Genomic DNA, 19,704 nt, shown 5'->3' on the forward strand with positions numbered 1-19,704 from the left:
CAGTAAGTATGTCGTTCTCGTCTTCGGCGTGGGTCGGGTCCGCACACAGGACACTGGTACATGGTTCGGACAGTGCTTCGGACAATGCTTCGGACAGTGTGCGGGCGGTGGTCCGGGCAGCGGTTCACGGTTGGGTACGCACACGGAGGCGTGCGGCGCATGGAGGAGGCATCGGTGGCGGGCGAGTCCCCCGACAGGTCGAAGCAGCGCGAGTCGTCGGCAGAACCGACGTCGGGGAGCGCGAGTCCGGTTCCCGAGGCCAGGAGCGCCGCCGCGCCCCGTGACCCCCGGCTCGCCGTGGCGCGGGAGTCCGGGGACGGGCGTCCGGCGGACACGGCGACGCGCGTGCTCTCGGTCAGGGAGCGTGCGAAGCAGCCGGACGGCGCCGCCGACACCGAGGTGGCCGGCGAGGAGACCGAACGAGCCGCCGGGGAGGCGGCTTCCGAGGGTCCTGCGGGCCGCGAGGAGCGCGAAGCGGCCGAACAGGCCGCCGCGGACGCCGAGACCGACGAGGCCGGCCCCATGGGCGACGAGCGGCTGCGCGCGGCTGTGGCGGCCTGGGTGACGTCGGCGGACGGGAAGGGCCGGGGGGCCCGGGGGACGCAGGGGGCCGAGGGCACGACGGCCGACAGCGCCGGGGGGTCCGGCGAGGAGGACGCCGTCGAGGAAGCTCCCGAGAGCGCGTCCACCGAGAAGCCGGACGCCGAGGGCGAGTCCGCGGCCACGCGGGCCGACGAGGGCGCGGAGGAGGGCCGAACCGGCACGGGGAGCGGTACCGCCGACGAGGCCGAAGCCGCGCGCGGGGACGCCACGACCCCCGTGGCCGAGGCGGGCGGTGACGACGCCTCCGGCGGACGCGACACCGACGCCACGGCCGAGGACACGCACACGGCCGCCCAGGACGCGCGGCCCGACGCCCGGGACGACGACGAGGGCGCGGACGGTGCGGACGCCGGGGACCGCTCCCGAGGCGAGGCGCAGGACGCCCCGGACGCCTCCCGGGGCGACACGAAGGGCGACGTGAAGGACGGCGGCACGCAGGACGCCGAGGACGCCGCAAAGCCCGCCGCAGACGCCGCAGAGCCCGCCGCGGACGACGACGCCCAGGACGACGCCGAGCCCGGCACCGCGGACGCCGCCGAGCACGACGCGGGGAACGCCGAGCCCGGCGCAGGCGACGACGACGAACCCGGCGCCGGCGCGCCCCCCGTGGACCAGCCCACCGCCGTCTTCAGGGCCGTGAAGCCGGCGAGGCCCGCCGTCGACCAGCCGACCACCATGCTGAAGCTCGGGGACGTCAAGAGGCCCGCTCCGGCACCGGAGTCGGATGCCGAGCGCACCAGCAGGTTCGTCGCGCTGAAGCCCCTCGACGACCCGTCGACGCGCAGGCACCCGCGGGCCGCCGAGGCGACGACCGCGCCGCCGAAGGTCCCGGCCGACAGGACCGGCGCGCCGCCCGCGAACGCCACCACCGCCCTGCCGAAGGTGCCCGCCGACCAGCAGACGGCCGCCGTGCCGCAGATCGGCCCGGAGCGGACGACGCAGCAGCCGTTGCCGCCGAAGCCGCCGCTGGATCTGCTGGCCGAGCTGACCAACACCCCGCCGCCGCCGGAGACTCCGCTGCGGACGGCGGTGCGGCGGGTCAAGATCTGGACGCCGCTGGTCCTGCTGCTGGCGATCGTGTTCGCGATCGTGCAGGCCGTACGTCCGCTGCCGACGCCCACCCTCGAGCTCACCGCCGAGGAGTCGTACACCTTCGAGGGCGACGAGGTCTCCCTGCCGTGGCCGAACGAGGGTCAGGGCGCGATGGACGTCACCGGCGTCGGCACGATGGGCGGTTTCGGCGAGCAGAAGCCCGTCGCCATCGGCTCGGTCGCCAAGGCCATGACGGCGTACATCATCCTCAAGGAACACCCGCTGAAGGCCGGCGAGGAGGGCCCGCAGATCGAGGTCGACGCGACGGCCGAGACGGAGGGCGGCTACGACCAGCAGGGTGAGTCCACGCTGAACACCGTCAAGAAGGGCGACAAGCTCACCGAGCGGCAGGCCATCGCGGCCATCATGATCCCGTCGGCCAACAACATCGCGCGTCTGGTGGCGCGTTGGGACGCCGGTTCCGAGGAGGCGTTCGTCAAGAAGATGAACGACACCGCCAAGGAACTCGGCATGACGAACACGACGTACACCGACCCGTCCGGGCTGAAGGAGACCACCGTCTCCACCGCCGAGGACCAGGTGAAGCTCGGCAACGAGCTGGTGAAGATCCCGGCGCTGGTGGAGATCACCAAGCTGCCCGAATGGGTCGACCCCTCCGGTCAGAAGTGGCGCAACTGGAACACCCTGGTGCCCTACGACGGCGCCATCGGCATCAAGACCGGCACCACCAGCGCGGCCGGCGGCAACCTGCTGTTCGCCGCCACCAAGGAGGTCGGCGGCGAGACGGTCACCGTGGTCGGCGCGATCCTCGGCCAGCACACGGCACCGATCATCGACACCGTCAACGCGGTCAGCAAGACCGCGATGCTGGGCGCCCAGGAGGCGTTGACCCCGGCGAAGATCCTGAAGAAGGGCGATGTCGTCGGGTACGTCGACGACCGGCTCGGCGGCCGGACGCCGGTCGTCGTCACGCAGGACGTCACCGCGGTCGGCTGGGCCGGCCTGAAGGTGGAGCTGTCCTTCGTCTCCGACGAGGTGCCGCACACCGCGAAGGCCGGCACCAAGGTCGGCACGCTCACCGTCGGTGACGGCAGCGGCGGCGCGGTCGACGTGCCGGTGGCCCTCCAGTCGGACCTCGTCGAACCGGCCTTCACGGACAGGCTGACCCGCGTCGCCTGACTCCGGCGCGCACCCCCACTCCCGCACCCCGTCGCCGGAGCCCTCCCCGGGCGTCCGCCGGCGGGGTGCGTGCTAGCGTCGCGAAACGGGACAGGCCGCCCGCGCACGGGACGAGAGCGGGAACACCTCGTCACAGGGCCGGGAACAGCCGGGAAACGGGCTGTGCGGCCGAGTAGGAAGACGGGACACGGGGAGTGCCGACAGGTGGCCACTGCGGAGCCGACACGCACCGACGACACCGGTCCGGGCCGGGCATCCGGATCCGGCCCGCGAATACGCGTGCCCGCCGGACCGTCCGAGCAGGCGCCCGGCGGATCCCGTGGGGTGACCGTACGTGACCGGCTGAGGCGGTCGGCGCGGCATCCCGTCGTCGTCACCACCGCCGTGGCGGGACTGCTGCACCTCATCTGGTTCTTCACCTTCGCGAACAGCGGTGGGGATCTGGCGGCGCAGGACGCCTGGGCGGAGTTCGTCGGGCGGCACCCGGACTCGGCGTACAACCTCGCCTGGTACGGCGGCATGCACCCGGTGTCCTACAGCGTGGTCTCGCCGTACCTGATGTCGGTGCTCGGTGTGCGGACGACGATGATGATCGCGGGGACGCTGTCCGCGGGGCTGCTGACGCTGATCCTGACGCGCAGCCGGGTGGTGCGGCAGCCGCTGTGGCCGGGGCTCGCGGGGGTGTTCGGGCTGCTGGGCAACGCGGTGTCGGGGCGGGTGACGTTCGGGCTCGGCACGCTGTTCGCGCTCGGTGCGGTGGCGGTGGTGTTCTGCTGGCCGTACCGCCGGCGTCACCAGCGCTGGGCGAAGGCGCTGTGCGCGGCACCGCTCGCCGCGCTGGCCACGATGTCCTCGCCCGTCGCCGGGCTGTTCGTGGGACTGGTCGCGGTCGCGTTGTTCCTCCAGAGGCGGCGGCCGGGGGCGTGGGCGCTGGGCCTGGCGCCGAGCGCGGTCGTCGCGGTGTCGGCGTGGTTGTTCCCGTTCTCCGGCACCCAGCCGATGTCCTTCGGGTCGGCCGCCCTGCCCCTCGCCTACTCGGCCCTCGTGTTCCTCCTCGTCCCGCACGACTGGAGGACGGTGCGCATCACCTCCGCCGTGTACGGGCTGTCCGTGCTGCTGGTGTGGCTGATCAGCTCGCAGATCGGGTCGAACATCACGCGGCTGGCGATGCTGTTCGCGGGCGTGGCGCTGGTGGCGGCGCTGCCGTTCGCGGTGCCGCGCTCGCGCAAGTGGTACGCGATCGTAGTGGCCTTCGTCGGGTTCGTCGCCTGGATCGGCTACAAGTCGGTCGACGACGTGGTCCACACGACTCCGCGGGCGTCCTGGGCCCGCGAACTGGCCCCACTGGTCAACGAACTCCAGCTCGTCGGCGCGGAGAAGGGCCGCGTCGAGGTGGTCCCGGCCCGCTCCCACCGCGAGGCCTCGGCGCTCGCCCCGTACGTCAACCTCGCCCGGGGCTGGAACCGGCAGGCCGACATGGAGCGCAACCCTCTCTTCTACGACGACACCCTCAACTCGGCCAACTACCACGAGTGGCTCAAGCGCTGGGCCGTGCACTACGTCGTACTGCCCAAGGACGAGCCGGACGGCGACGGCGGTGAGCGGGAACGGCAGCTGGTGCAGCGCGGCCTGCCGTATCTGACGCAGGTCTGGGGGGACGCGAACTGGCAGCTGTTCAGGGTGAGCGACCCCGCCCCGCTCGCCGATCCTCCCGCCACCGTCGAGCGGGCGGAGCAGGGTGAGATGACCCTGCGGGTGCGGCAGCCCGGCCGGGTGCTGATCCGCGTCCCGTACTCGCCGTGGCTGAAACTGGTCGACGCCGAGGGCGAGGGAGTCGAGGCGCCGCAGGAGACGGAGGCCTCCAAGGACCGGCCCGAGGGCATGCCGAAGACGTACCGCAACCTCAACGGCTGTCTGATGGAGACCGAGGAGGACGCGGAGGGCGACAGGTGGACGGTGCTGCTGGCGCCGCGCGCCGGGACGTACCGGCTGGCGTCGCCGTACGACCTGCCCCGGGGGACGCCCTGCCCGGAGGAACTGCGCTGATCGGCGCAGCCGGTCCACGCACCGGCTGCGCTTGACGCCCGTCCGCGGTCGCCATGTGGTCGTCCTCGTACCGGCGGTCGAGGCCCGCTCATGGCCGGGGTGCCCTCACCAGGCAGTCGCCGCTGGTCGACACGGAGGATCCGAGGGGCTGAGGCCGCCCGCGAGACGTTCATACTTATGAACACAAGTCATCGTGCCGAACATCTTTGCCTCCTCTTGACCTTCCGCTTGCTTGTCGTGCCCGCGTCGACGCACTCACGATGAGCGGGCCGTTCACAAGGCGGACCTGGCGGACCTGGAAGGGTGGCGCATGAACAGTCTCGACTGGGCCGTGCTCATCGGCTACTTCGGTGTGATGGTCGCGATCGGCGTCTGGTCGCACAAGCGCGTCGACAACGTCTCGGACTTCTTCACGGCCGGCGGCAAGATGCCCTGGTGGCTGTCCGGCATCTCGCACCACATGTCCGGATACAGCGCGGTGATGTTCACGGGGTACGCGGGCATCGCCTACACCTACGGCGTCACGTCGTTCGTGACCTGGTCCTTCCCCATCGCGCTGGGCATCGCCATCGGGTCGAAGCTGTTCGCCCCGCGGATCAACCGGCTGCGCTCCCGGCTCCATGTGGCCTCCCCGCTGGAGTACCTGAAGAACCGCTACGACCTGAAGACCCAGCAGGCGCTCGCCTGGTCCGGGATGCTGCTGAAGATCGTGGACGTGGGCGCCAAGTGGGCCGCGATAGCGACCCTGTTGTCGGTGTTCACCGGTGTCTCGCTCAACCAGGGCATCCTCATCACCGGCGTCGTCACCGGCATCTACTGCACGATCGGCGGCCTGTGGGCGGACGCGCTGACCGAACTCGGGCAGTTCGTCATCCAGTTGCTGGCCGGCCTCGCGATGTTCTTCGCGGTCCTGGTCGAACTGGGCGATCACGGCGGCATCTTCGGCGTCTGGGACCGGCCCGAGCTGGACGGCCACGAGAAGCCGCTGGTGGGGCCGTACGGCACGGTGTTCCTGCTCGCGTTCCTGTTCATCAAGCTGTTCGAGTACAACGGCGGCATGCTCAACCAGGCCCAGCGCTACATGGCGACCCCGAACGCCAAGGAGGCCGAGCGGTCGGCGCGGCTGTCGGCGGTGCTGTGGCTGGTGTGGCCGCTCGTGCTGTTCTTCCCGATGTGGATGTCGCCGCTGCTGGTCGAGGCGCAGAAGCCGGACGGCTCGGACTCCTACGCCCTGATGACCGAACAGCTCCTGCCGCACGGCCTGCTGGGCCTGGTGATCGTCGGGTTCTTCTCGCACACCATGGCCATGTGCTCCTCGGACGCGAACGCGATCGCCGCCGTGTTCACCCGGGACGTGGCGCCGGTGCTGTCGGCGAAGGCGCGGGGCTGGTCGGAGCGGTCCGGGCTGATCAGCGCGCGGCTGACCACCGTGGTGTTCCTCGCGCTGTCCATGGCGGTGGCCACGCAGGTGAACTCGCCGACCTTCAAGGACATCATCACCGTGGTCATCAAGTGGGTGGCCGGCCTGATGGGACCGATCGCCATCCCGATGATGCTCGGTTTGCTGCGCCCGTTCCGCCGGTCCGGTCCGACGGCCGCGCTCACCAGCTGGGCGGCGGGCCTGCTCGCCTTCTGGCTGGTCAACTACCCGATCAACTGGAACGTCGAGGGCGGGGTGCCGCTCCAGTACCAGGTGTCGATCCCGCTGGCGGTGTCGCTGGTCCTGTACGTCCTCATCGGCTACCTGAAGCCGGAGGACACCCCGGAGCGGCTGGCGGTCATCGAGCGGATCAACACGGACGGCGACGGCGCGGCGGCGGCCGTACCGGCGCAGCCCGGCGCCACGGACGGCGTGGTGGGGGCGGCCCCCGGCAAGGAGTAGGGGGTATCCGTACGAGGTGAAGGGCGGCCGTCCCCCGGGGGCGGCCGCCCTTCGTGCGGTCTCACGCCCGGGGATAACGCGCCAGCCACCCCGGGGCGGCGGCGGCCGGGGTGTGCAGGGCCGGGCCCTGGGTCATCTCCATGGCGAAGTCGTCGGCCAGTTCGAGGATCGTGGGGCGGCCCTCCAGCTCGGCCAGCCAGGCCGGCGGCAGGGCCGTCTCGCCGTGCAGGACGCCGAGGAGGCCGCCGGTGAGGGCGGCGGTGGCGGCGGAGGGCCCGTCGTGATTGACCGCGAGACGCAGTCCGTGCCGGACGTCCTCGCCGACCAGGGCGCAGTAGACGGCGGCGGAGACGACCCGGCCGGCGGTGCCGTCGCCGGCCAGCCCTGCCACCCGGTCCGGCGTCGGGATGCCCTGCCGTACCGCGCCCAGCGCCTGCTGCAGGGCCTCGGACACCGGCTGGTGCCCGGGCCGGGCGGCGAGCAGGGCGAGGGACCGCTGCACCGCGCCGTCGAGACTCTCGCCGCGGGCCAGCGCGTGCACGATCACGGCGTACGCGCCGGCCGCGAGGCAGGCGGTGGGGTGGCCGTGGGTCTGGGCGGCGCACTCCACGGCGAGCTGGACGACGAGTTGCGGCTCCCAGCCGACGAGCAGTCCGAAGGGCGCGGAACGGGCGGCGGCCTCGGGCCCCGCCTCCCCCGGGTTCTTCGGCGCGTCCGGCGTACCCATGTGCTCGTCGCCGAGCCCGAACAGCAGGGCGCGGGGCGGGTCCCGCCGGACGTACAGCCACTCCTCGCGGGCCAGCCATCCGTCGTCCTTGCGCCGCTCGTCCGGGCCCCAGTCGCGCTGGGTGGCGGCCCAGCGCAGGTATGCGCGGTGCACGTCGGTCGGCGGGTGCCAGGCCCCGGTGTCGCGGCGGACCTGGGCGCGGATCAGCCCGTCGACGGAGAAGAGGGTGAGCTGGGTGAGGTGGGTGACGGCGCCGCGCCTGCCGTAGGCCGGGGCGAGGTCCACGACGCCGTCCGGCCCGTGCGCCGCCCTGACGGCGTCCATGTCCAGCGCGGCGACGGGCGTGCCCAGCGCGTCCCCGACGGCCACGCCGAGCAGCGTGCCGCGCACCCGGCTGCGGAAGTCCTGCTGCTCGGTGCGGCCCCAGACGGCGCCCGCTGTCGCATCCACCAGACCTCCCCAGGGCACCGTCCGCACATACGACAGCTCAGCACTGTATTCGACGGGGAACGGTCGGTTCAGGAACGGATCGGTATGCGGGGTGTGCTGGAAGTGATCAGGATTGGCCGCTTATGGACCCATCCTCGGCGTCGGCCGTACCGGGTCACATGTGGTCGCCCGCCGACCCCAGTTCGGCCCACACGGTCTTGCCGCCGGCCGGCGCCCCGTCGACGCCCCAACGGCCGGCGTACGCCGAGACGAGCAGCAGCCCCCGCCCCGATTCCGCGCACTCGCCGCCCGGGTCCCCGATGCGCGGGACCCGGTCGCCCCGGGCGTCCGTCACCTCGACACGGAGCGTGCCGTCGGCGCGCAGCAGCAGAGTCAGGCGGAAGTCCCGGCCCGGGACCCGTCCGTGCGTCACCGCGTTCGCGGCCAGTTCCGCGACGACGTGCGCCGAGCCCTCCACGTACGTCCCCCACTCCTCCAGTTGGCGCTCCGCGAGCAGACGGGCGAGGCGCGCGCCCCTTCGGGTGGCGGAGAGCAGAACCGTGAAGTGGTGCGTGGGGCTGACGACTTGCGGGGGGATTTTCTGGCTCATGTCACCCAGCGTGGTCATCCGCTCCTACCCTGAACAGCGACGACCTCGGTACGGTCCGTGACTGTCCGGGTGCTCGGCGAGGTCGTACGGCCCGTACAGAGGGAGGGGAAGACGTGGAGGACGAGGAGGCGGCGGCCGTCCTCAGGGCGGTCGGCCGCCAGATCAAGGCGTGGCGCGAGGCCGCAGGGATGCGGCAGGCGGAACTCGGGGCCGCGATCGGGTACGGCGAGGAAATGGTCTCGTCGGTGGAGCGGGCGCGACGCATTCCGAAGCCGGACTTCTTGGACAAGGCCGATGAGGTGCTGGGGGCGGGCGGCAAGCTGTCCGTGATGAAGGAGGACGTGGAGAAGGCCCGGTACCCGAAAAATGTGCGGGACCTGACGAACTTGGAGGACGAGGCGGTCGAGCTGGGCGCGTACACCGCGCTTCACGTTCACGGCTTGCTCCAGACTCCGGAGTACGCCGAGGCGTTGTACGCAATGCGTCGCCCCGCATACACAGAAGAGGAGATCGACCGCCTCGTGGCCGCGCGCATGGCCCGCAAGGCAGTATTCGAGCGCGTGCCGCGTACGCTCCTCACCTTCGTCCAGGAAGAGGCCACGCTACGGCGACCGGTCGGGGGCAGAATGGTGCTGAGGCAACAGCTCGAACACATCCTGGAATGTGGCGGGTTGCGGCACGTCGAGATCCAGGTTATGCCCACGGACCGCGAGGACCACGCGAGCGTGAGCGGCTCGTTCCGCGTACTGAAACTTCGTGACGGCAAGACACTCGCGTACTCAGCGGCCGAGATGCACAGCCGGGTGATCAGTGACCCGCGGGAAGTCCAGATCCTCGAAATGCGCTATGGGATGATCCGGGCGCAGGCTTTGTCGCCCCGGGAGTCACTGGCGTTCATCGAGAAGATGCTGGGAGAGAAGACATGACCACCTCCACGCTGACGTGGTTCAAGAGCAGCTACAGCGGCAACGACGAGCCCGACTGCGTCGAGGTCGCCATGTCCCACCCCGCCGTCCACGTCCGCGACTCCAAGGACCGGCACCGCGCCCCCCTCGCCTTCGGGCAGCGCGCTTGGCGCGACTTCGTCGAACTGGTCGTCGACTGACGGCAGGTGTCGCACCACCTCGGTTCGGTGGGCGTGGGCATGCCCCGACGTTGGTAGGAAGACGGCATGTCCACATCCATCTCAGGCACCACCAGACGCACGCTGCCCGTGGCCGCCGCCGCCCTCACCGGCACCGTGGCCCTCTACATGGCCCTCGTCGCCTTCGGGAACATCACGGACTTCGGCACCAACCAGGACTTCGTCCGGCATGTCCTGGCCATGGACACGACGTTCAAGGACGAGGACCTGATGTGGCGGGCCGTCACGGACACCGCGCTCCAGGACGCGGCGTACGTCGCGATCATCGCGTGGGAGACGGTCGCCGCGCTCGTCCTCGTTGCCGGTACGTGGTTCTGGGCGCGCGGCCCGCACCCGCTGGCGCGGCGGATCTCGACGTACGGCCTGCTGATGGTGATGCTGCTGTTCGGCGCCGGGTTCGTCGGGATCGGCGGCGAGTGGTTCGCCATGTGGCAGTCCGAGGACTGGAACGGGCTGGACGCGGCGACCCGGGTGTTCCTGCTGAGCGGGGTCGTGCTGCTCGTGAACCACCTGCCCGGCGGGCAGGCCGACCCGGCTACTTGACGACCGTCACCTTCGTCCCCGCCGTCCCGAACGTCCACAGTGCCGACCCGTCGGCCGACTTCATGCGGATACCGCCGGTCTGGGTGCCGGCGGCGGCCGGCGGGGGCGAGGAGCCGTCCACCGCGGCGGAGAAGGCGATGTTCACGCCGGACTTGGCGGCGAAGTAGACGACGTGCTCGATCTCCACGCCGTCGGAGCCGGTGGTGGCGTCGGTGCGGGTGCCCACGGTGTACGTGCCGGGGTCGGGGTCGACCGTGCCGGGCCACACCGTGAACGTGCGGCGGGGGCTGTCACTGGCGTCGACCAGCCACACCCGCCGCTCCCCCAGCGAGTACACGATCCGCCGCCCCGTCCCCGAGCCGTCGGGCACGGCCGCCGGGGCGGGCTTGCTCGGCGTGGGCGCGGCGCTCGCGGACGCGGAGGGGCTGGGCCGGGTCGCCGTCGCCGTGGCCGCGGGGCGCGGCCCCTGCTCGGCCTGCACGGTCAGCACGACGACCGCCGCGATCGCCCCCACGGTCAGGCCGGACACCCAGGCCCACGAGGGAAGCCGTCGGGCAGGCACGGGCACGCATCTCCTCAGTCTCCGACCCCCGCCATCGAGGGTCGGATCATCGTACTGTGCGCGCCCGAACGCCCTTCCCTCAGTCCAGCACCGGCAGCAGCTCCGGCAGGTGGCCGTCCGAGGCCGCCGCCGCCTTCCGCCGTTCCTCCGGGACCTCGCCGTACAGCGTGGTGCGGGGGCGGGACGGGCGGCCCGCCGCCTCGGCCACCGCCACCAGGTCGCGGACCGACTTGTACGAGCCGTACGACGAGCCCGCCATGCGGGAGATCGTCTCCTCCATCAGCGTGCCGCCCAGGTCGTTCGCGCCGGAGCGGAGCATCTCTGCCGCCCCCTCCGTGCCCAATTTGACCCAACTTGTCTGGATGTTGGGGATGTGGGGGTGCAGCAGCAGCCGGGCCATCGCCGTCACCGCGCGGTTGTCGCGCATCGAGGGGCCGGGGCGGGCGATGCCGGCCAGGTAGACGGGCGCGTTGGTGTGGATGAACGGGAGCGTGACGAACTCCGTGAAGCCGCCCGTGCGCTGCTGGATGCGGGCCAGCGTGCGCAGGTGGCCGAGCCAGTGGCGGGGCTGGTCCACGTGGCCGTACATCATCGTGGAGGAGGAGCGGATGCCGAGTTCGTGGGCCGTCTCGACGACCTCGATCCACGTCGCGGTGGGCAGCTTGCCCTTGGTGAGGATCCAGCGGACCTCGTCGTCCAGGATCTCCGCCGCCGTGCCGGGGATGGAGTCCAGTCCCGCCTCCTTCGCCGCCGTCAGCCACTCCCGCACCGACATGCCGGTCCGGGTCGCGCCGTTGACCACCTCCATCGGTGAGAAGGCGTGCACGTGCATGCCGGGGACCCGGGCCTTCACGGCCCGCGCGATGTCGAAGTACGCCGTCCCGGGCAGGTCGGGGTGGATGCCGCCCTGCATGCACACCTCCACCGCGCCCACGTCCCAGGCCTGCTGGGCGCGGTCCGCCACCTGGTCCAGCGACAGGGTGTACGCGTCGGCGTCCGTGCGGCGCTGCGCGAAGGCGCAGAACCGGCAGCCGGTGTAACAGACGTTGGTGAAGTTGATGTTGCGGGTGACGATGTACGTCACGTCGTCGCCGACGACCGACGCGCGCACGTCGTCCGCGATGCGGGTGAGGGCGTCCAGCGCCGGGCCGTCCGCGTGGAGGAGGGCCAGCGCCTCGTCGTCCGTCAGCCGGGTCGGGTCGTCGGCCGCCGTCCTCAGCGCCGCGCGCACGTCGGTGTCGATGCGCTCCGGGGCCATGCCGGGGGCGGCGGCCTCGCGCAGGGCGCCCCAGTCGCCGTACACCTCGTCGAAGTCGTCGCGGCGGTCCGACGTACGGCCCTCGGTGTCGATCGTGGCGTGCAGGTCGGTGCGGCCGGACGACACGAACGCCTCGTCCGGCTCCTGCCAGGGCAGCCCCTCGGGCAGCGCTCCGGGGCGCGCGAGGCCCGTCTCGGGGTCGGCGAGGGCGCGGACGTGCGGGAGCAGACGGGGGTCGAGCCAGGGCTCGCCGCGGGTGACGAACTCCGGGTACACGCAGAGACGTTCCCGCAGCGTGAAGCCGGCGGCTTCCGACCTCGCCGCGAGCTCCTCGATCTGCGGCCAGGGCCGTTCCGGGTTCACGTGGTCGATGGTCAGCGGGGAGACGCCGCCCCAGTCGTCGATGCCGGCGCCGATCAGCCGCTCGTACTCGGCGTCCACCAGGTTCGGCGGGGCCTGCAGGCAGGCCGCCGGGCCCATGATGTGCCGCGCCACCGCCACCGTCGCGACCAGCTCGTCCAGTTCGGCGTCCGGCATGCCGCGCATCGCCGTGTCCGGCTTGGCGCGGAAGTTCTGGATGATCAGTTCCTGGATGCCGTGGTAGGCCCGGGAGACGCGGCGCAGCGCGAACAGGGACTCGGCGCGCTCCTCGTAGGTCTCGCCGATGCCGATGAGGATGCCGGACGTGAAGGGCACGGACGACCGGCCCGCGTCCTCCAGCACCCGCAGCCGTACGGCCGGTTCCTTGTCCGGGGAGCCGTGGTGCGGGCCGCCGGGCTGCGACCACAGGCGCTCGGCCGTCGTCTCCAGCATCATGCCCATGCTCGGCGCCACGGGCTTCAGGCGCTGGAAGTCCGTCCAGGTCATGACGCCCGGGTTCAGGTGGGGCAGCAGGCCCGTCTCCTCCAAGATGCGGATGGAGACGGCGCGGACGTAGGCAATGGTGTCGTCGTAGCCGTGGGCGTCGAGCCACTCGCGCGCCTCGGGCCAGCGGTCCTCGGGCTTGTCGCCGAGGGTGATCAGGGCTTCCTTGCAGCCGAGGGCCGCGCCCTTGCGGGCGATGTCGAGGACCTCGTCCGGCGACATGAACATCCCGTGCCCGGCGCGGCGCAGCTTGCCGGGCACGGTGACGAACGTGCAGTAGTGGCACTTGTCGCGGCACAGGCGGGTCAGGGGGATGAAGACGCTCTTCGAGTACGTGATGACGCCGGGGCGGCCGGCCGCTTCCAGTCCCGCGTCCCGCACCCGGGCGGCGGACGCGGCGAGGTCCTTCAGTGCCTCGCCGCGGGCCTGGAGCAGTACGGCCGCCTCGCTGACGTCGAGGGCGACGCCGTCACGGGCGCGTTTGAGGGCGCGACGCAGGGAGTTCTCGGTGGGTCCGGTTCCGGAGGTCGCGGAAGTCGTCATTCTTCGAGCATACGGTCGAGCTCCGCCGGTTCAGCGGGGCCGGGGGTGGCTCCGGGGACCGCGGTGCGTTGCCGGGTGCGGGCTCGTTGTGGCTGGTCGCTCCCCCACTCTCGGCTTCGCTCGAGCGGGGACCCCCGTCGCGGCGGAGCCGCACGTCGATGCGGTCCCGCGCCCCGGGCCGACTGCCCGTCCGCTCGGCTACACGTACTCGGCATACGCGTCCAACACCCGCACTACCTCCGCGTCGCCGGCCGGGGGCAGTTGCACCACGACCTCCTCGATGCCCAGCTCCGCGTAGTGCGCGAGCTTGCCCGGGGCGGGGTGGACGGCGTACGGGACGACCTGGAGCGCGGACGGGTCGCGGCCGGCGTCGGACCAGGCGGCGCGCAGCCGGGGCAGCGACTCGGACAGGCCGCGCCCACCGATCGGCAGCCAGCCGTCGGCGTACTCGCAGATGTGCGCGAACAGCTTCGGGCCCGCGGCGCCGCCGACGAGCGTGCGGGGACCGACGACCGGGCCGCGCGGCTTCTGCACGGGCTTGGGGTGGGCGTGACTGGCACGCACACCGCCGAACTCGCCCTGGTAGGCGACCGGTTCCTCCGACCACAGCGCCCGCATCAACCCCATCCGGTCCCGGACCAACTCGCGTCGCGTCCGCCACTCGACGCCGTGGTCGGCGGCTTCCTCCACGTTCCAGCCGAAGCCGAGGCCGAGGGTGAAGCGGCCGCCGGAGAGATGGTCGAGGGTCGCGACCTGCTTGGCCAGGTCGATCGGGTCGTGCTGGGCGACCAGGGTGATGCCGGTGCCGAGACCGAGGCGCTCGGTGACGGCGGCGGCCTGGCCGAGGGCGACGAACGGGTCGAGGGTGCGGCCGTACTCGGGAGGCAGGTCGCCACCCGCCGGGTACGGGCTGGTCCGCTCGACCGGGATGTGGGTGTGCTCGGGCAGGTACAGCCCGGCGAAGCCCCGCTGCTCCAGCTCACGGGCGAGCCTGGTCGGGGTGATGGTCTCGTCCGTGAGGAAGACGGTGACGGAGATGCGCATGCCCCATCTCTACCGGGGGAACGGCCATCTGTCCATACCGACCAGTCGGTATCACGTCGTCCCAGGATTGCTCAGGAGTGTCGCCCCGAGGTGTTCCGCAGTTCACTCCGTGCGCCCATCCTGGTCGGCATGTGTGACGACGACGCAGGGATCGGAAGACGCACGCTGTTCGTGACGGGTGCCGCCGCCGCGCTGACGCTCTCGAGCGTGAGCTTCGCGTCGGCTGCCGACCGGCAGCAGACCAGGACCGTACGGGGCACGCTCCCGCCCGGTTCCCCCGACTTCGTGTACCTACCGGTCGAAGTCCCCTCCGGCGTAGGGGAGCTGAGGGTTGCCTACACCTACGACCGCCCCGCCGTCCCGGCCGGCACGGCGGGCAACGCCCTGGACATCGGCATCTTCGACGAACGCGGCACCGAGCTGGGCGGCCGGGGCTTCCGCGGCTGGTCGGGCGGGGCCCGCACGGAGTTCTTCCTCCGCGCGGACGACGCGACCCCCGGCTACCTCCCCGGCCCGGTGCGCAGCGGCACCTGGCACATCGCGCTGGGCCCGTACACGGTGGCGCCGCAGGGGCTGACGTACGAGATCACGATCACGCTGACGTACGGCGAGCCCGGTACCGCCGTCGAGCCGGTGTACCCGCCGGACCGGGCGAAGGGCCGGGGCCGGGACTGGTACCGGGGCGACTGCCATCTGCACTCCTGGTACTCCGACGGCCGCCGCACCCCCGCCGAGATCGGGGCGCTGGCGCGGGCGGCCGGACTGGACTTCGTCAACAGCTCGGAGCACAACACGCACTCCGCGCACGCCCACTGGGCGGACGTGGCGGGCGACGACCTGCTGGTCATGCTGGGCGAGGAGGTCACGACCCGCAACGGTCACGTGGTCGCGATCGGCACCGACCCCGGCACGTTCGTCGACTGGCGCTACCGGGCCCGCGACAACCGCTACGGCCGGTTCGCCCGGCAGATCCGCAAGGCGGGCGGCCTGGTCGTGCCGGCCCATCCGCACGCCACCTGCATCGGCTGCAACTGGAAGTTCGGCTTCGGCGAGGCGGACGCCATCGAGGTGTGGAACGGTCCCTGGACGCCCGACGACGAGATGGCGCTGGCCGACTGGGACAGCATGCTGGTCGCGTCCGTGCGCGGCGAGGGGCGGGAGGCGGGGCGGGACTGGATCCCGGCCATGGGCAGCAGCGACGCCCACCGGGCCCCGGACGCCGTCGGCCATCCGCAGACCGTCGTCCTCGCCGACGACCTGACCCGGGAGGCGATCCAGGAGGGCATCCGCGCGGGACGGTCGTACGTCGCCGAGTCGGCGGCCGTGTCCCTGTCCCTCACGGCCTCCGGCGGACGCGGCGCGCACGCCGGTGTCGGGGAGCGGCTGGAGGTCGGCCGGGACACGCCGGTGACCGTGCGCCTGGAGGTGAGCGGGGCCCCGCGCTGCGTCGTGCGGTTCGTCACCGACCAGGGCGTCCTGCACACCAGCGCGCCGCTGCCGGTGGCCGGTTCGGGGGCCGTGGAGTGGCGTACGACGCCCTCGTACGCCGCGTACGTACGGGCCGAACTGCGCCACGAGGCGGCCCTGGGCCCCCTGCCTGGCCCGATGGCGGCGTTCACCAACCCGGTGTTCCTGGGCGCACGGTAACGGCGTCCCGCGTCACCCGGAGGCCAGCTCGGCCACGACCGCCGCGTGGTCGGAGGGCCAGACGCCGTCCACCGGACCGTCGCCCGCCCGCCGGACCGAGCGGACGTGGCCGAGTCCGTCCGGGCCGGGCGGGCCGACGTGGATGTAGTCGATGCGGGCGCCGGGCGAGTGGCCGGCGGCGAGGTACGGGTTCGCCGGGTCCCAGGTGAGGGACGGGGCGCCCGGGTCGGCGTACTCCCAGGCGTCGACGAGGACCTGGCGGGGGACGGCCGGGGCGGTGCGGTGGCCGCCGAAGAGGCGGATCTCGTCCGAGTCGGGCGAGGCGTTGAAGTCGCCGGTGACGACCGGCGGGAACGGCGTGCCGCCCCGGTGCACGGCGACGAACTCGGCGAGCGCGGTGACCTGACGGCAGCGGGTGGCCGAGGCGTGCGCCGCCGAGGTGAGGTGGGCGGTGAAGAAGGGCACGCCGTACGACGGTGCGGCCAGGCGCGTGTAGAGGGCGAGGCGGCCGTCGTCGACGTCCGTGGGCGCCGGGAGGGGGAGGACGGCCTGTTCGGTGATGGGCCAGCGGCTGAGGACGGCGTTGCCGATGCCGACGGTGGGATCGCCTATGCGGCGCTGCCAGCGTTCGGGGGCGTGCGAGGGGGCCCACGTCCAGTGCAGGCCCAGTTCGCCGGCCAGCCACTCGGCGACGTTCTCGCCCCCGGCCTCCCACACCTCCTGCAGGCCCACGACGTCGGGGCGCAGCTCGCGCAGCGCGCCGAGGATCGCCTTCTGCCGCTCCGCCCAGGGCCCGAACCGCCACCACAGGTTCCAGGTCACGACCTGCATGCCCACCGTCCTCGTCGCACCGCGTCCGAGGACCATTGAAGCAACACCGGCCCCGTGACGACACAGGAGACCGCACCCCGATGAGCCGTATCGACGACCTCGGATTCCGCGCCGCCACGACCGTCCAGCGCCGCGTCCTCAACCGTTCCTGAAGACTGAGCGGGAGTGAGTCCTGTTGCCAGGGCTCATGCTCAGCCGAACGCCCCGAACGGTGTTGGGCGTTCTGGTCCACCGCGTTCGCTCTGCGTCCGGCGCGCACGGATCGTGTCCGTGGTCCGGGGATGCGGGAGCGGTTTCCCTCGCGCCCTGGAGCCACCGATTCGGCCTGGACGGTCCGATGCCCCGCACGATCACTCCGGTCGTGTGGGGGCGGTGCCGTCCGTCGCCGGATCGGGTGCCCCAGGGCGCGTCTGCCGATCGCCACTGCTGCCGCGTCGTGGCGAGTGGGTTTCCTGGTTTTGTGTTGAGGGGTTCTTGCCAGTGCTGGGCGCCCCAGCGGGAGGTGTAGGCCGGGTCGACGGCGACGATGGGGATGCCGAGTTCGGCCGCCATGGACACGAGCCGGGCCCGCAGCTTGCTGACGGGCATGCCGGAGATGAGATTGCGGAAGCGCTTGCGCCGGCCGTGCTTCTCGCGGGTGGTCTCCGCCTGGAAGTCGAGGTCCTCGATCGCGATGGCGAGGCCGTGGCGTTTGGCCCAGTGCAGCAGGCGAATCAGGGCATGGCGGACCTGGGCATCGCGGTGGGCGGCCGTGCCGGACAGGTCGTAGTCGAAGCGAAGTGGTTCGCCGACCGGGTTGCCGTGGGCATCCAGGCGCCATGCGGCCAAGTGGTCTGCGTTGGTGTCCACACCGATCAGGCCCCTGACACGGGCAGCCTCCAGTGGCACGGTGTGCACCAGTGGGATCGTCCACGACGCGGTCAGGTACCAGCGGCCCCGGTCGGTGTCCTCGTGGATGCGGTACGCCACGGCCCGGTTGGTGGTGACGCGGTCGGCCCACTGCTCGCCCCGGTGCGCGAACGCCGCCCGGGCGGTGAGGACGTACCGGCCGTGCGGCGCGTTCGCCAGGAGGGTGCGGGTGCGGCTCGGCGGACGGTGGTACGAGGGCACGGCTCACCTCCTGGCGGACGACGACCCGAGGGCCCGGCTGCGGGCCCTGCCGAGGGTCAACAGCGCGGCGGTGCGGGCGATCGGCACGAACCTGCTGACGGTGCGGGTGGACCTGGCGGACCGCGACACCGCCTGACGGCCGTTCGAGGGAGGCCGACGCGTGGCGCGCCGGGGCCGGGCCGGAGAAGTCCTACGTTCACCTCGTATGAAGGACGTATCCGGAGACTGCGCGCGCACCCCCACCCGCCGCACCGCACTCGCCGGGCTCGTCGGCGGTGCCGGGGCCGTGCTGGCCACCGGGTGCACCCCGACGGGCGCGACACCCGCGGCCCGCGCCACGGCGACGGCCACCGCCTCGCCGGGCGGCCCCACCCCCGGCGTGATGACGCTGTTCGACGACCCGGCCTTCAACTTCAGCGCGCTGATGGCGCTCGGCGGTTCCGGCCAGGGCGCGGGCGAGGTGGGCGAGGTGCTCACCGCCGTCAACGCGATCACCAAGGCGGGACTGTCCTCACAGACGTACGTCGAGACCTTCGAGAAGCTCGGCGACCTGCTCATGGCGGCGCCCGTGGGCAGCGAGCCCGACGACCGGACGAGACAGTGGCGTGCGCTGCGCGCCGCGCAGTACTACGCCCAGGCGCTGTTCTTCGTCCTCGGCTCCGACAAGCCCGGCGACGAGGAGCGGCTGTACAAGGCCGGACGCGGCGCATGGGACACGTTCTGCCGCCTGTCCGACCCGGCGCCGGTGACGGCGAACGTCCCGTACGGCAGCACGCCGCTGCCCGTGTGGTTCTTCCGGCCCGACACGTCCGCGCGGCGCCGCCCGACCGTCATCCTCACCAACGGCAGCGACGGACAGAACGTCGACATGTGGACGTACGGCGTCCGGGCCGCCCTGGACCGCGGCTGGAACGCTTTGGTGTACGACGGGCCGGGTCAGGGTCAGCTGCTCTTCGTGAACCAGGTGATCTTCACGCCGACCTGGGAGAAGGTCGTCGGCCCGCTCGTCGACTGGCTGACGGCCCGTTCGGACGTGGACCCGGACAGGATCGCCCTGACCGGGCTGAGCATGGCGGGCGACCTGGCGCCCCGGGCCGCGGCCTTCGAGAACCGGCTCGCCGCCGTGGTGGCGATGCCCGGCTGCCTGACGCCCTGGCTGGGCTTCCCCCCGGAGGTCCGGGAGATCCTCCAGCCGAGCAAGGAGGAGACCAACACCGTCTGGAACAAGGAGGTCGTGCCCGAGCTGCCCGCGGCCGACGCCGCGACGCTGAAGAAGCGTTTCGAGCCCTTCTCCGTGCAGGCGATGCTCGACGCCCGCAAGGGCAGGATGTTCACCGACTTCTACACGCCCGCCAAGCGCATCGAGGCACTGGACATCACGAACGTCGTGGGCCGGATCAAGATGCCCACGCTGGTACTCGACTACGAGGACGAGCAGTTCTACCCCGGCCAGGCGCGGCAGATGTTCGACAAGCTCACCTCACCGAAGGACTACGTGAAGCTCACCGCGGCCACCGGCGCGCAGCTGCACTGCTCCCCGATGGCCCCGCAGCAGCACTGCGAGGTCGTCTTCGACTGGCTGAACGAGACCCTGCCGGGCCGCTGACCGGCCGGCACGTCGCCCGGAAC

General features: G+C 72.2%; 14 protein-coding genes and 2 pseudogenes. 9 read left to right on the forward strand and 7 right to left on the reverse strand.

The genetic code is table 11. The annotated features are described in order from the left end of the window. Positions 1–159 precede the first annotated feature (159 nt). From IPT68_RS15950 to IPT68_RS15960, 3 genes are all read left to right on the forward strand, one after another. On the forward strand, positions 160–2,835 hold the full coding sequence (locus tag IPT68_RS15950) for a D-alanyl-D-alanine carboxypeptidase (protein WP_189700203.1): 2,676 nt from the start codon (positions 160–162) through the stop codon (positions 2,833–2,835). Between the two features lie 204 nt (positions 2,836–3,039). Beyond that, a complete protein-coding gene (locus IPT68_RS15955; protein WP_189700204.1) occupies positions 3,040–4,881 on the forward strand; it encodes a DUF2339 domain-containing protein in 1,842 nt (613 codons plus the stop codon). Positions 4,882–5,191: 310 nt separating this feature from the next. Beyond that, entirely contained in the window at positions 5,192–6,763 is a 1,572-nt protein-coding gene (locus IPT68_RS15960) for a sodium:solute symporter family protein (protein ID WP_189700205.1), read from the forward strand. 61 nt (positions 6,764–6,824) lie between these two features. Here IPT68_RS15960 and IPT68_RS15965 read toward each other — a convergent pair whose 3' ends face one another. Both IPT68_RS15965 and IPT68_RS15970 read right to left on the reverse strand, forming a co-directional pair. Beyond that, positions 6,825–7,940, reverse strand: coding sequence for an ADP-ribosylglycohydrolase family protein (locus IPT68_RS15965; protein ID WP_189700206.1), 1,116 nt, complete (start codon positions 7,938–7,940; stop codon positions 6,825–6,827). A 154-nt stretch (positions 7,941–8,094) separates the two neighbouring features. Further along, on the reverse strand, positions 8,095–8,529 hold the full coding sequence (locus IPT68_RS15970; RefSeq protein ID WP_189700207.1) for an ATP-binding protein: 435 nt from the start codon (positions 8,527–8,529) through the stop codon (positions 8,095–8,097). 113 nt (positions 8,530–8,642) lie between these two features. Here IPT68_RS15970 and IPT68_RS15975 point away from each other — a divergent pair, with 113 nt between their 5' ends. From IPT68_RS15975 to IPT68_RS15985, 3 genes are all read left to right on the forward strand, one after another. Further along, entirely contained in the window at positions 8,643–9,455 is an 813-nt protein-coding gene (locus IPT68_RS15975; RefSeq protein ID WP_189700208.1) for a helix-turn-helix domain-containing protein, read from the forward strand. Beyond that, positions 9,452–9,634, forward strand: a complete 183-nt coding sequence (locus IPT68_RS15980) for a DUF397 domain-containing protein (RefSeq protein ID WP_189700209.1) — start codon at positions 9,452–9,454, stop codon at positions 9,632–9,634. The genes IPT68_RS15975 and IPT68_RS15980 overlap by 4 nt, the downstream gene beginning before the upstream one ends. 66 nt (positions 9,635–9,700) lie before the next feature. Next, positions 9,701–10,216 (forward strand): DUF2165 domain-containing protein, encoded by a 516-nt coding sequence (locus tag IPT68_RS15985; RefSeq protein ID WP_189700210.1) that lies wholly within the window; start codon positions 9,701–9,703, stop codon positions 10,214–10,216. Here IPT68_RS15985 and IPT68_RS15990 read toward each other — a convergent pair. The 3 genes from IPT68_RS15990 to IPT68_RS16000 all read right to left on the reverse strand — a co-directional run bounded on the left by IPT68_RS15990 (position 10,209) and on the right by IPT68_RS16000 (position 14,487). Then, a complete protein-coding gene (locus IPT68_RS15990; protein WP_189700211.1) occupies positions 10,209–10,784 on the reverse strand; it encodes a hypothetical protein in 576 nt (191 codons plus the stop codon). The two genes, IPT68_RS15985 and IPT68_RS15990, sit on opposite strands and share 8 nt — an antisense overlap. A gap of 73 nt (positions 10,785–10,857) precedes the next feature. Beyond that, complete coding sequence (locus IPT68_RS15995; protein ID WP_189700212.1) at positions 10,858–13,443, reverse strand: bifunctional FO biosynthesis protein CofGH; 2,586 nt, start codon at positions 13,441–13,443, stop codon at positions 10,858–10,860. 198 nt (positions 13,444–13,641) lie between these two features. Continuing rightward, positions 13,642–14,487, reverse strand: a complete 846-nt coding sequence (locus IPT68_RS16000; RefSeq protein WP_189700213.1) for an LLM class F420-dependent oxidoreductase — start codon at positions 14,485–14,487, stop codon at positions 13,642–13,644. Between the two features lie 129 nt (positions 14,488–14,616). On the opposite strand from IPT68_RS16000, the gene IPT68_RS16005 reads away from it, so the two are divergent. Then, entirely contained in the window at positions 14,617–16,134 is a 1,518-nt protein-coding gene (locus IPT68_RS16005) for a CehA/McbA family metallohydrolase (RefSeq protein WP_189700214.1), read from the forward strand. A gap of 12 nt (positions 16,135–16,146) precedes the next feature. Here the strand turns inward: IPT68_RS16005 and IPT68_RS16010 are convergent, their stop codons facing one another. Both IPT68_RS16010 and IPT68_RS16015 read right to left on the reverse strand, forming a co-directional pair. Next, complete coding sequence (locus IPT68_RS16010; RefSeq protein ID WP_189700215.1) at positions 16,147–16,965, reverse strand: endonuclease/exonuclease/phosphatase family protein; 819 nt, start codon at positions 16,963–16,965, stop codon at positions 16,147–16,149. Positions 16,966–17,160: 195 nt separating this feature from the next. Further along, positions 17,161–18,033 (reverse strand): annotated as a pseudogene (locus IPT68_RS16015) (IS200/IS605 family accessory protein TnpB-related protein); the annotation flags it as partial. Position 18,034: 1 nt separating this feature from the next. Between IPT68_RS16015 and IPT68_RS16020 the strand changes: the two are divergent. Both IPT68_RS16020 and IPT68_RS16025 read left to right on the forward strand, forming a co-directional pair. Beyond that, positions 18,035–18,211: pseudogene (locus IPT68_RS16020) on the forward strand (nitroreductase/quinone reductase family protein); the annotation flags it as partial. A gap of 69 nt (positions 18,212–18,280) precedes the next feature. After that, positions 18,281–19,681: an alpha/beta hydrolase family protein gene (locus IPT68_RS16025; protein WP_189700216.1), complete on the forward strand. Its 1,401-nt coding sequence runs from the start codon at positions 18,281–18,283 to the stop codon at positions 19,679–19,681. The last annotated feature ends 23 nt before the right edge of the window (positions 19,682–19,704 follow it).

Source organism: Streptomyces chromofuscus (assembly GCF_015160875.1).
In the GTDB taxonomy this organism is placed as follows: domain Bacteria; phylum Actinomycetota; class Actinomycetes; order Streptomycetales; family Streptomycetaceae; genus Streptomyces; species Streptomyces chromofuscus.